The organism is Photobacterium indicum (genome assembly GCF_003026215.1).
Lineage (GTDB): Bacteria > Pseudomonadota > Gammaproteobacteria > Enterobacterales > Vibrionaceae > Photobacterium > Photobacterium indicum.
Window position 1 is genome coordinate 820,063 of record NZ_PYOC01000001.1, and the last position, 12,532, is coordinate 832,594.

The following is a 12,532-nucleotide window of genomic DNA, read 5'->3' on the forward strand; positions in this document are numbered from 1 at the left end:
CTTTATTATGTCAGCTAAAAATACGATTCGACTTACTATGGCACAAGCATTAGTGAAATATCTAATGGCGCAAAAAGTGGATATTAATGGTGAAACACTACCACTCTTTGAAGGTGTATTTGCTATTTTTGGTCACGGTAATGTCGCGGGGCTGGGGGAAGCTTTATACCATGTTCAAGACCAACTACCGACATTTCGCGCCCATAATGAACAAGGCATGGCACATGCGGCTATTGCATTTGCCAAAGCGAATAATCGCCGCCGCATGATGGCAGCAACAACCTCTGTAGGCCCTGGTGCATTGAATATGGTCACGGCAGCGGCTTTAGCGCATGTTAATCGCTTGCCTGTCTTATTATTACCGGGCGATACGTTTGCTACCCGTGAACCGGATCCTGTCTTGCAACAAATTGAAAATTGGAATGATCCAACGATCACCCCGAATGATTGTTTTAAACCAGTAAGCCGTTTCTTTGATCGCATTACGCGCCCTGAACAACTGCTAAACAGTTTGCCGCAAGCGATGCGTATCTTAACGGATGCGATTGAATGTGGACCAGTGACGTTGTCGTTACCGCAAGACGTTCAAACAATGGCATACGATTACCCAGAAAGCTTTTTCGCCGAGCGTACTCATCGCATGCGCCGTTTAGGTGCCGATGTGGTTGAAATTGAGCAAGCGATCGAGTTACTGAAAACGGCTAAAAATCCGGTGGTTATCGCGGGTGGTGGCCTGCATTACTCTGAAGCATTGCCCGAGTTTCATCAATTGGTTGAAAAGTACCAGTTACCTGTTGGTGAAACACAAGCAGGGAAAGGGGCTTTGCCTTGGGATCACGCCTTAAATTTAGGATCTGTAGGCGTCACAGGATCGGCGGCGATCAATGAACTCGCCCGTGAAGCCGACGTGGTATTCGCTGTAGGTACACGCTTGCAAGATTTCACGTCTGGATCGCGATCTTTATTTAGCCGTGATGCCCGCATTGTGTCGATCAACATCAACGGCTTTGATGCGATTAAACATAATGGTGTACCCGTTGTTGGTGATGCGAAACGCACACTTCCGCAATTTACAGATTTACTTGAAGGTTGGCAGCCGAGTGCCGCTTGGTGTGATAGAGCAGAATCTTTACGCCAGCAGTGGAATGAAACCGTCTCTATTGCCATGACAGATCGTGGAACTGATTTGCCCACAGATGCAGAAGTTATTGGTGCAGTCAATCGCGCCGCAGATGAGAAAGACATTGTGGTTTGTGCCGCTGGTGGCTTACCGGGTGAATTACATAAGCTGTGGCGAACCAAATACGATAAAGGTTATCACCTCGAATATGGATTTTCGTGCATGGGGTACGAGATAGCTGGTGGGCTAGGGGTGAAAATGGCGAAGCCTGATTCCGATGTCATCGTGATGATTGGCGATGGCTCATACCTCATGCTTAATTCCGAAATCGCCACATCCGTGATGTTAGATCAAAAGCTGATATTAGTGGTGTTAGATAACAGAGGCTACGGATGTATTAGCCGTTTACAACATGTTTGCGGCGGTGCTGGCTTCAATAACCTACTTAAAGACTGCAAGACTATTGATGGTGGCGCGCCGAAAACAGACTTTGCCGCTCATGCTAAAGCGTTAGGCGCAAATTCTGAAAAAGTAGGCTGTATTACTGAATTAGAACAAGCCCTAATACGCGCAAAACAATCAGACAAAACCTATGTCATCACACTTGATACCGATCCGCTCAGTACTACCGAATCTGGTGGTTCTTGGTGGGAAGTCGCAGTACCTGAAGTGTCGGAACGTGAGCAAGTCAGACTTGCAAGAAAGCAATATGAACTTGCCAAACAACAACAAGTTATCTGATCTGCAGTCCAAATATTAATGGAGTATAACAATGACAGTACAATTAGGAATTAATCCACTCACATGGACCAACGACGACCTTCCTTCACTTGGTGCAGAAACATCACTTGAAACCTGTTTAACAGAAGGGCGACAAGCAGGATTTACGGGTTTTGAACTCGGCAATAAGTTCCCGCGTGATGCCAGTGTATTAGGGCCGATTTTAGCCAAGCATAACGTTAAATTGGTATCTGGCTGGTATTCAGGTGAATTATTAACGCGTTCTGTAGAAGAAGAAATCGAAGCCGTACAACCACATTTAACTTTATTAAGAGAGTTAGGTGCAAAAGTAATGGTTTTCGCTGAAGTTACCAGCTGTATTCATGGCGATCAAGATAAGTCTGTTTACCTTCGTCCTAAATTTCCGGCTGAACAATGGCGTGAATATGGCGAGAAGCTAACAAAATTTGCGCGTTATACCCAAAGCCAAGGGGTACAAATTGCTTATCACCACCATATGGGCACGGTAATCGAAACTGAAGCCGATATTGATAACTTAATGAAGCACACTGGGCCAGATGTTGGCTTGTTATTAGATACTGGGCACTTAACTTTTGCAGGTGCCGATCCAATTGTTGTTGCTGAACGTTGGGCGCATCGTATTAATCATGTTCATTGTAAAGATATTCGCCGTGATGTATTAGCCGATGTTAAAAATCGAAAAACAAGCTTTCTAGATGCGGTATTAAACGGTGTATTTACCGTACCGGGTGATGGTTGTATTGATTACTCAACACTGTTTACCTTGTTAAAGAATAATGAATATCAAGGTTGGTTAGTGGTGGAAGCAGAGCAAGATCCTGCCGTTGCCAACCCGCTTACATATGCCACCTTGGGTTACGACAATTTATCTCAATTAGCGAAAGATGCTGGCTTATTTAATTAGGAGCAATTTACATGGAAACGGTTCAAAATTTTATTAACGGACAAATTACTGAAAGTCGTAGCGAGCGTTTTGCCCCTATTTATAATCCAGCAACTGGTGAACAAACGCGTCAGGTAGTGCTAAGTTCAGCCGCAGAAGTCGAGCAAGTTGTTGCCGTGGCAGATGCTGCTTTTCCCGCATGGGCAAAAACATCACCCCTAAAACGTGCCCGTGTGATGTTCAAATTTAAATCCTTGCTTGAACAGAATATGGATAAGCTAGCGCGTATTATTTCTAACGAACATGGCAAAGTCTATTCAGATGCCGTTGGTGAAGTAACGCGCGGGCTAGAAGTTGTCGAATTTGCTTGTGGCATTCCTCACCTACAAAAAGGTGAGCATTCTGCCAATGTAGGTACAGGTGTTGATAGCCACTCTTTAATGCAGCCATTGGGTGTGTGCGTGGGTGTTACTCCGTTTAACTTCCCTGCCATGGTGCCAATGTGGATGTTTCCAATTTCACTGGCAACGGGCAATACCTTCATATTAAAACCATCAGAGAAAGATCCTTCTCTAGCGTTAGAACTGGCGAAGTTGTTGAAAGAAGCCGGTTTACCTGATGGTGTTTTCAACGTAGTCAACGGTGATAAAGAGGCCGTTGATGTGCTACTAACCGAACCACGCGTGCAAGCGGTCAGTTTTGTTGGTTCGACACCGATTGCAGAATACATTTATTCAACCGCATCGGCACATGGCAAGCGTTGTCAGGCTTTGGGCGGCGCGAAAAACCATTGCATCTTGATGCCAGATGCTGATTTAGATATGGCAGCAAATGCCATTATGGGTGCCGCATTCGGTGCCGCTGGCGAGCGATGCATGGCACTATCTGTTGCCGTTGTGGTTGGTGATGAAACAGGTGATAAATTAATTACTAACTTAAGCGATCAAATTGCAAAAATGCACATAGGCCCAGGTATTGTTGATGGTACAGAAAATGACATGGGTCCGGTTATTTCTGCGGTACATAAAGCGAAAATTTGTGACTACATAACAACAGGGGTTGAACAGGGCGCTTCTTTGTTAATTGATGGCCGTGATTTAGTCGTTGAAGGTCATGAAGAAGGGTATTTTGTTGGTCCTACGTTGTTCGATAACGTATTACCAGAAATGACAATTTATAAAGAAGAGATCTTTGGCCCAGTACTGGCGATAGTACGTGTACCCGATTATAAAACTGGTCTTGATCTTATCAATCGTCATGAATACGGTAACGGTACGGCTATCTTTACGCGTGATGGCGAAACAGCACGTCAGTTTAGTGAAGATGTATTAGCGGGAATGGTTGGCATTAATGTCCCCATCCCTGTTCCAATGGCGTTCCATAGCTTTGGGGGCTGGAAGCGTTCTGTGTTTGGCCCATTAAATGTGCATGGTAATGATGGTGTACGTTTCTACACTCGAATGAAAACAGTGACTAGCCGTTGGCCTGCTAGTGTTCGTTTAGAGCAACACGCAAGTGCGTTCACGATGCCGACGATGTAATGTTACAAAAAATGTAATCTTGCAAAGTGGTTAGAAGAACCGTTAAACGATAGCCCCTCATCAAAGACTGACTGTTCGTTGATGAGGGGTTTCTTATTTAGTATTCAATACCGACATGTAATTCGGTACGACGCTTTTTAATGATAAATGCGCGAATATTATCGTAGGCATAATTAAAGACTAACGCGTAAATAGTAATGAAAATGGTCACGCCAATGTCTAGCCAGAATGCGTCGATAAGAGAAACATTTAAGATATATGCCATTACCGGTATGGTAAAAAAGAGTAAACCCGCTTCAAATAAAATCACGAAGAATACCCTAAGCTTCATGGTGCGTTCTTCACGATTACCAGGGAAAAAACGGTCAAAGATATAGTTAAAAATGAAATTCCATACCATGGCAATACTTGCAACAACTATCATAGTTCCTGAAAGGGTTTGAGGGTTGTGCTCGGTAAAAATAATTAAGCCAAGAATGGATAAACTTACCGCTAATACTTCAAATAAAACCGCATGGAATATGCGTTCAAACGTCGACATAATAAACCTTGTTCTACATTGTGCTTTGTATGGGAGCGGGATTATTACGGTTAAAAATGAAGAGGGAAAGTTAGCAGCCATCACGATGTGTGATGGCCTGATGTTGTGCGTTGCAGATTCTTGGATAGTAACCTCTGATGTAGCCTTGAACTAAAGGCAGCAAAGGCTAATCAGTGTTATGCCTTTATTTTTCTTCAGAGGTTGCAATCTTGATTAGGCGATCGCGTTCATTAGTCCCACGATTTCTCACTTCATGCATAACGAATGTTTTTGCATCGCGAGTCCATCCTTGACCAGATTGTTCATCATAATCATGAGGTAGCTGAATGCCTTCCGGCGCGTAAGCGTCGATACCAAAACTTTTAGATGTATTGATTGTACGAAGGCTATGCTCGTAGAAACCGACAACAACGGTTTTCCCCAGATCTCCACCAGATTGCTTCACAGCTTCTTCAGCTACGCCGTTCGTGCTTAGGTACGTTAGCGTACCATCAGGCGCAATCTTTGGGTCGATTGAGAACAGGTGCTTTGCAGGAATACGCTCACCAATAGACTGTGCTATTTCCCATTGTGCATAAACAGGCTTACCTGTTTGCTTATAAATTTCTACAACCGTATCAGCTAATGCTTCATTCATCGGCCCCGGTATTTGGTTGCCGTTCGACATAACACGATTACCAAATGCGTAAGCCAAAATACTATCAGCTTCATTCAGTGGTAATTCTTCACCTTTCCAGGTAAGAATTTCATTCATTAGAAATTCTGCGGTGTATGCTGCTACATCAGCGCTTTCAAGCTGTACTGTTAGCTTGGCTTCAATTGCACTTTGTAATTCAGCATCTGTCAGAGTATTAGCAATTGATGGGGCAGAAATAGCTAAACTACTGATAAAGCTTAAACCAATAATATTTTTAATGAGTTTTTTTGATAATTGCATTTTCATTCCATTTACGGTGACTGTTTATTCATACTAGCAACATATAAATGGTTATAAGTAGCGTGTGCGTCATGGCGTTACACTTTGTTGCTCTTCTTACGTAGCTTCATATTCACTTACACCTGTATAGATGCTGAATGAAAATTTATTTTGATTGAGGGTTGTCTTGATGAGGTTGGAACACCAACCTTTTATTTGATGATGGAGCGAGCTGGGTTTCCTGCAACACGGTCATAGCTTGCAACCTCTTTTGTCACGACAGAGCCAGCACCAATAACAGCACCTTCACCAATGGTTACACCGGGTAATATTATCGCGCCACCGCCAATCCAAGCTTTATCATTAATTGTCACTGGTTTTGCTACTTCATCACCCGCAATACGTCTATCGGCATCAAGAGCATGAGAAGCCGTATATATTTGTACTCTAGGCCCTATCATTACGTGAGAGCCAATGTTCACAAGGCCATTGTCCAATATAAGCGCACCGCTGTTTATATAGCTTTGATTACCAATAGATAAATGATTGCCATAACTCATCTCGAGAGGGGGAATAATGCAGCTATCAAGAGGAACCTTAATACCAAGGTTAACTAATATTTCATGCCTAAGATCTGAATTCGGCTCGTTATTGAAATGGCGAAGCAAGATAGAAGCTTCTTCCCGTAACTTTTCTAACGCCTTACACTGGCAATTATAGACACTACCATTAAGCATTTTTTCTAATTCAGACATATACATAATAACTTTAATAACGAAAAAACATATTCTACGTTCTATTTATCGATGCGCACATTTGTCTGCTTAATTTGTTACCTGATGCACATAACAGGTGCTAACGTCGATTGATTTAAACCAACGTTCAGCAAACTCTGCGTCATATCAAGATCTCAAATACACAATGCCAACGGTTATTCGCATCGTGTTACTGTGTCGATGTCATTGTAATTTTGACGTAAAAACGTTCACGTTCTCACCCTAAGCTTGCGATCACATTTTTAAAATTTAACACATATTTACAATGACATAGGAACAATGTGGCTCTATTCTAGCCGAAGTTTATATTACTGTGTCTAAATTATGTCTGTATTAGAAAATCCCTCAGCTCTAACTATCTCTTACAATCCTAAAAATGTTGAATCACTACGCCAAGGTTTGCAGTATTATCGGAAGCTTATTCAGCAAGAAGATGCGTTCTGTGACTTTCATTGCCACGTCACTTTCGCCCTAGAAGAGAATAGTGATGACAGCATTACTGACTTGCTTGAAGACTCTGTCGCTAAAACCATTTTTACCTTCTGTGGTAGAGATGTTGAAAAGCTCTCTTCTGAACAAAAGCTCAATGATCGCTGCGTGGATCCTGAAACTGCATTCTTCATGCGTGCTTTATTGCACCCAGAGTTAGAAGCTGAACTCGAACAGACAGCAATCACGCTGAATACCGTTTCTCGCCGCGTCAATAATTCATCAGAGATGTGGATTTCTGATACCGAAGTATTGGGCTTAAATCTAATGTTTATGTTGGCGTTAAAATACCCTCAATACACGTATCTTTTAGCTAGCTACATTGTGCCTTACTGGGATACGGAACATGCACCATTCGGTGAAGAGGTTCTTGCTATCGTAGTCAGCCATCACGGCTACAGCCACGACATGCTTAAAGCATTCTGCTACTGCGACAACCATATGGCGCGCGCCAAGATGTTCACGTTAGCAGCCACCTCATACGGTGAACAAAACGGTGCGATGGGGCAGAACCAATCACAGTCTTTACTTGAGATTTTCCGTAACCAACCAGAAGAATTTTCCACATTCAAGCAAATGCTCAAGGAGCGCTTTGCTGCGGTAGATTATCTGCAATATACCGATGATTCGCGTCACTATAACGAAGATCCTATACGCAGCATCGTTCTATCTCTTGTCGAAACCGATAGCGGTACAGAATGCTACGACTTAGATGACAAGGGTGAGGCCATGAGCAAAGCGATTTTCATTGATGGCCTAGCCGATGACGCAGCCGCTGACCTGAAAATCGAAATTGAAGGCTATTTAGGTCGTCAGATTGTTGAAAATAAAGAGGAAGAAGAGGACGAATACAGCGATATTTATTACATCTATGGCACTGGCATTGAACAGTGGAAAGCATTTGTATGTGAAGAGTTCGACAACGGCCGACAAGTTTGGGATTACGTCATCACCGGTGAGAACCCAGATATTCTCGACCAAATTGAGCCATGTGATACTTCCGCTCTGATGAAAGCAGGCAATTACAAACTGGCGGAAAAAATCGACTATTTCGTTGGTCACTATGAATCCTTCCACAGTGAACTTGAACGTATTATTTATGACTTAATCGCTGACTGGACATTTAATGGCGACGATGATGAAGAGCCAAACGAAGCGGAAGAGCGCTTCAAGCTGTTCCGCATGTTGGATGTCATCTACTGCTGGAACGACAAACAAGGTTTTGATCCAAACTTCATAGACAAAATGGTTAACGAATACGAATTCTTTAGCGATAAAGAGTTCATGACGCGCTATAACGGCGACTGGAAAGCGCTGTTCTTCCACTGCGTAGAATCATTCTCGGGTTACAGCAGCAATGTCGAGCAAAACGAAGCGACAACGTTATACCAAATATCACTTGAACATCGTGATGAAGTAAAAACAATCATTGAAAATGGCGACTTCCCTCAAGAGCACCCAGAATTCCCGCAAGAGCAACCGCGAGAAACCATTCTCGGCCTGTGTGCCTCCATTGCGCACTTTGACCAGCTAAACGGCACTAAAGACACACTCAATCAATACGTATTGAGCGTTCTAAATGAACACCTAGTAGCCGCGATTTATGACGCAATCGCCCAAACCAGTGAATTTGTCTGCGCGTCAAAAGTACCAGAGTGGCAATACGAAGAACCAGAGGCAACAGTTCTTAATCAAATCAAACAAGATTGGCTGGTGGTCGAGCAATACTTCAACGGTGAACATGACGATACTGAAGCTGCACTGGTGAAATTTGAGAAGCATCATCGACGTAGTGATAAAGACACAGAGCTATTTCGCGTTCAACCACGCTACTGCTACTTACGCGATTACGATAACAAAGCGCAAAAGCTGCTACTCGCGGCACAGGTATTATCAAAACATGCTGAGTCGCCAATCCAGAAATTTGCTGAACGATTTGTCGAGCTTTGGCTACGTCTTGCACCGACCAAAACATGTCGAATGCTGGCTTACTTCTACAACATCTCTCGCTTTGGCAATGTAGACGCAGACAAACTTCACCAACAAAACCAAATGCTAGTCAATCAGATGGCTGGCATTACCGATGTTGGTGCTACTGCCTATGTGGTTGAAAACCTAATTAGCGAAGTTCCAAGCGGTGCTGACTATCAAGTGGTATTTGCCCTCTTGTTTAAGCAGTACCAAGACGAAATGGCCTTGCCAGAAAAACAGCGTGTATTGCATCAAGCATTGAAAGTGATCTTGCAACGTTACACCCAGATCTTCATGGCGCAGCTGCATAAGTTCAACCCAGAACTTGTGCCAGAATACTTTGAAAACACACTGATCAACATTATTCCTCTTCGCGTGAGGCAGCGTATCGAAGATACCATTCATGATGATCGTGAGTTGAGTGATGAAGAGAAGCACGATATTGAGGTTGCTCGTCAGTATGTGCTGCTCAAAACAACGGCCACCAAAGAGCAAGTTGACCAATTAGTCAAAATCATGGAAAGCCGATACATCGAAGATTTCTGCACACCATGGGGTGAAGCAGAAGTCGGCTTCCTATTCTGGTTCGCATCTGATGTTCTAAAAGACAACCTGTTACAAATCTACATTCATCACTCTGAGATGGATATTTCGGATCTTCATGATGATCGTGACACCACACAGCAACGTTGGCTCTGTGAACGCGCTTATGCCCTAGGAATGAGCAAGATTAAACTGTTTGAGTTTATCGTTGAAGAAGATTGGACAGACTGCTTAGACATATTTCCAGACCAACTTGAGCTTGCACCTCTTACTAAAGAATTAAGCACTGAAGACCTCCATACCTTACTGGTTGAACTAGCGAAATTAGGCAATTATGAGCCACTCATTGCGACTTTCACCAACCATAGTTCTCGCCGTATTCGCGACCTTATCGTAGAGATTAATACAGGGCGTTACAGCAAAAAAGACTCGGATTCAATCGAGGTTGTTGAGTTTGGTATTTTTGCTGAAGGTGGTACGCCAGAGCAGATAGAAGCAGCCGAACAAGAGCAAACTGAAGAGGGTTTCGTACCTATTCACTCGCTTGAACATCGCAAAGAAACGTTATTGGTTGAAGCGGAAGTGGGTCGTACGTTTGGGATGAGAATCGGTTACTTCAGCGATGACCGTTCAGAGGACGAATTCCCAGAGACTATGGATCTAAAAGTTCGTATTCATCATCCATACATTCATTCTCATGACGGTTATCTATCAGAGTGGGATATTGAGCTAAGCCTTGATTGTAGAAGCTATGTAGGTTGGACGTTTTCGCACAAGAGCTTGTGTGTACCAGGTATCTACCGCATTGATATCGTCGACGGTGAAAGCAATATCATTGAAAGTAAGACCTTCCACGTGGTTGAGAAGCGGCCTATTCTGACCGATGATTTGGTTGAGCGTTACCAAAATGATTCGCTCACTCAGCAACATATGGGTAGCATTAACATTCACGATAATGCATTAAACATTATTGATGTTAAAGACCCTTGCGGAACGCTAAACCTAGGCCATCGACTATCGAACAATTTGGTCAATATTTATAGCTACAGCGAAAACAATCAATTGGCATTCTGCGAGCTACGGCTGAGCGAAAAAACACCTAAACATTGGTACGTTGCGCCAAACCAGTTAAGACCGTTCATTGAAAAGCGCGTTAAGGGTAAACAGCTATTACTCGGTTCATCAAGTGCTATCAGTAGTGCATTAGCAAACCTAAGCCTGTGGCAAAGTGAATTGGGGGCTAAGTCGCCAATCAAATTATTCCAGCCAGACCAAGCTCAAGCGGATAGTGTATTAGCCATACACTTACAGCGATTAGGCTTTCGCCTATTATTTGGTTACAGCAATGAGGGTGAACTTTGCCGTATCTTAGTAGCCTCGCAAAAAGTCGGATTATTACGCCGTCTGCTACTACGCATGATGGCTAAAGTTGCACGCAATACTATTGAAGATAAAGGTGTATCTAAGACACTTTAAGCACTGCTTGCACAGAGTCTATGAGTGATTTGAGTAGATCAGAAGGTAAAAGAGATCACAATTGTGGTCCCTTTCTATTTATTGTGCCTAAAAAGTTTTTTTGCTTGTTATATATACCTCGCAAATTTTACAGATTCGTTTATTATGCGCCACCGAAAATATTTCTGCTGAAACGATTAGGCTAATATGTCCGCCAACGCCCTATATACCGACCTTTCTGGTTATTACGATTTAATGTGTGTCGATATCGATTACCATGCTCAAAGCCACTGTATTCGCAGGCTACACCAGATTTTCGGTAACGACGGAAATACGCATCTTGATCTAGCTTGCGGAACAGGCCCGCACGTACGTCATTTTATTGATTTTGGCTATCAAAGTAGCGGGCTCGATATTAATCAACCGATGCTAGATATAGCAACTATTCGCTGCCCAGAAGCACAGTTCTCTTTGCAAAACATGAGTGAATTCAAAATGGCAGAGCCATTAGATTTAATCACTTGTTTCTTGTACTCCATCCATTACAGCGATGGCATCGAAAAATTGAAAGACTGCCTCAAAAGCGTACATAGTGCGTTAAAAAGTGATGGTATTTTCTGCTTTAACGTGGTCGATAAAAACAAAATCAACAACGCTTTATTTGTAAAACATACAGCAAAACAAGAGGGTAACGTATTTTCTTTCCAGTCTGGCTGGCATTACAGTGGTGAAGGCGAAAAACAGGCGCTAAAACTCAGCATTGAAAGAACAACCGCAGAAGAAACCCAAATCTGGAACGATGAACACCCTATGGTTGCCTTCAGCTTTAATGAATTGAAAGAAATCTTGAAACCTTACTTTGAAGTCCATGTTTTTGAGCATGACTATGAGAAGATCATCCCTTGGGATCAGAATTCTGGAAACGCCATTTTTGTTTGTGTGAAAATCTAAATTCTGGGTTGTATCATTTAATCACCATATAATTTGAATGATACAACCATCGAACTGCACCCAAACACCTGCCGTACATTTTCCCTTGCTGAATACCGACCAAAACAACGAACATTTGTTAAACGGTTCTGTTTCATTCTTTATCAAAGCTATCTACCACGATTGCCCCCATAGAAGCTGGCATCGTGATTACAATCATTCGTTTAATAGCCGTTACCGGATCGGTAAGTAATGGAAATTTATCTAAACACAAAAGCACTAAGCAAACGACGAATGCCGTCATAATGTAAGCAATAACAATACGGAAAATGAACACAAAAAGACGACTCTTAATGTTTTTCTGAAATACACTTTGATAGGTAAATATTCCAAGAAAAAGCACTGACAATGTAAAAAGCATCAGCAAATTAGAGTAGGGTAATGTGTCGCCTAGCCGCCAAGCTTCTTCTGAAAAAGAGATAGGAACTGCAAGCGCAAAAGCGCCAACAAACACCTGGCTAGCATCTTCCATATTGAAGCTAAATTTCATGAAGTTCCCTCTTCATATTGGTGGCGCGGTGTTAAACGATTAAACCCAAATGCTA

General features: G+C 42.8%; 9 protein-coding genes. 5 read left to right on the forward strand and 4 right to left on the reverse strand.

Going from position 1 to position 12,532, the window contains the following annotated elements; genetic code table 11:
• Positions 1-7 precede the first annotated feature (7 nt).
• Genes iolD through C9J47_RS03515 form a run of 3 tightly spaced genes read left to right on the forward strand, consistent with a single transcriptional unit; the run spans position 8 to position 4,306 of the window.
• Complete coding sequence (iolD, locus tag C9J47_RS03505) at positions 8-1,861, forward strand: 3D-(3,5/4)-trihydroxycyclohexane-1,2-dione acylhydrolase (decyclizing) (RefSeq protein WP_107252270.1); 1,854 nt, start codon at positions 8-10, stop codon at positions 1,859-1,861.
• Positions 1,862-1,892: 31 nt separating this feature from the next.
• On the forward strand, positions 1,893-2,786 hold the full coding sequence (gene iolE, locus C9J47_RS03510; protein WP_107252271.1) for a myo-inosose-2 dehydratase: 894 nt from the start codon (positions 1,893-1,895) through the stop codon (positions 2,784-2,786).
• A gap of 11 nt (positions 2,787-2,797) precedes the next feature.
• Positions 2,798-4,306 carry a CoA-acylating methylmalonate-semialdehyde dehydrogenase gene (locus C9J47_RS03515; RefSeq protein WP_107252272.1) on the forward strand — a complete coding sequence of 503 codons (1,509 nt, stop codon included), beginning with the start codon at positions 2,798-2,800 and terminating at the stop codon, positions 4,304-4,306.
• A 97-nt stretch (positions 4,307-4,403) separates the two neighbouring features.
• Here C9J47_RS03515 and C9J47_RS03520 read toward each other — a convergent pair whose 3' ends face one another.
• From C9J47_RS03520 to C9J47_RS03530, 3 genes are all read right to left on the reverse strand, one after another.
• The gene (locus C9J47_RS03520; protein ID WP_107252273.1) at positions 4,404-4,847 is read right to left on the reverse strand and encodes a PACE efflux transporter; all 444 of its coding nucleotides are present in this window, start codon (positions 4,845-4,847) and stop codon (positions 4,404-4,406) included.
• A 184-nt stretch (positions 4,848-5,031) separates the two neighbouring features.
• Positions 5,032-5,784, reverse strand: a complete 753-nt coding sequence (locus C9J47_RS03525; protein ID WP_107252274.1) for a hypothetical protein — start codon at positions 5,782-5,784, stop codon at positions 5,032-5,034.
• Positions 5,785-5,975: 191 nt separating this feature from the next.
• Entirely contained in the window at positions 5,976-6,518 is a 543-nt protein-coding gene (locus tag C9J47_RS03530) for a sugar O-acetyltransferase (RefSeq protein ID WP_107252275.1), read from the reverse strand.
• 345 nt (positions 6,519-6,863) lie between these two features.
• On the opposite strand from C9J47_RS03530, the gene C9J47_RS03535 reads away from it, so the two are divergent.
• Both C9J47_RS03535 and C9J47_RS03540 read left to right on the forward strand, forming a co-directional pair.
• The gene (locus tag C9J47_RS03535) at positions 6,864-11,018 is read left to right on the forward strand and encodes a DUF3859 domain-containing protein (RefSeq protein WP_107252276.1); all 4,155 of its coding nucleotides are present in this window, start codon (positions 6,864-6,866) and stop codon (positions 11,016-11,018) included.
• Positions 11,019-11,204: 186 nt separating this feature from the next.
• Positions 11,205-11,948 carry a class I SAM-dependent DNA methyltransferase gene (locus tag C9J47_RS03540; RefSeq protein WP_107252277.1) on the forward strand — a complete coding sequence of 248 codons (744 nt, stop codon included), beginning with the start codon at positions 11,205-11,207 and terminating at the stop codon, positions 11,946-11,948.
• Between the two features lie 133 nt (positions 11,949-12,081).
• Here the strand turns inward: C9J47_RS03540 and C9J47_RS03545 are convergent, their stop codons facing one another.
• Positions 12,082-12,477 carry a DUF2391 family protein gene (locus C9J47_RS03545; protein ID WP_107252278.1) on the reverse strand — a complete coding sequence of 132 codons (396 nt, stop codon included), beginning with the start codon at positions 12,475-12,477 and terminating at the stop codon, positions 12,082-12,084.
• Positions 12,478-12,532 lie beyond the last annotated feature (55 nt).

What these genes read in the sequence shown, in the direction of transcription:
- iolD (WP_107252270.1), top strand. Translation starts at nt 8, where the DNA reads ATGTCAGCTAAAAATACGATTCGACTTACTATGGCACAAGCATTAGTG.
- iolE (WP_107252271.1), top strand. Translation starts at nt 1,893, where the DNA reads ATGACAGTACAATTAGGAATTAATCCACTCACATGGACCAACGACGAC.
- C9J47_RS03515 (WP_107252272.1), top strand. Translation starts at nt 2,798, where the DNA reads ATGGAAACGGTTCAAAATTTTATTAACGGACAAATTACTGAAAGTCGT.
- C9J47_RS03520 (WP_107252273.1), bottom strand. Translation starts at nt 4,847, where the DNA reads ATGTCGACGTTTGAACGCATATTCCATGCGGTTTTATTTGAAGTATTA.
- C9J47_RS03525 (WP_107252274.1), bottom strand. Translation starts at nt 5,784, where the DNA reads ATGCAATTATCAAAAAAACTCATTAAAAATATTATTGGTTTAAGCTTT.
- C9J47_RS03530 (WP_107252275.1), bottom strand. Translation starts at nt 6,518, where the DNA reads ATGTCTGAATTAGAAAAAATGCTTAATGGTAGTGTCTATAATTGCCAG.
- C9J47_RS03535 (WP_107252276.1), top strand. Translation starts at nt 6,864, where the DNA reads ATGTCTGTATTAGAAAATCCCTCAGCTCTAACTATCTCTTACAATCCT.
- C9J47_RS03540 (WP_107252277.1), top strand. Translation starts at nt 11,205, where the DNA reads ATGTCCGCCAACGCCCTATATACCGACCTTTCTGGTTATTACGATTTA.
- C9J47_RS03545 (WP_107252278.1), bottom strand. Translation starts at nt 12,477, where the DNA reads ATGAAATTTAGCTTCAATATGGAAGATGCTAGCCAGGTGTTTGTTGGC.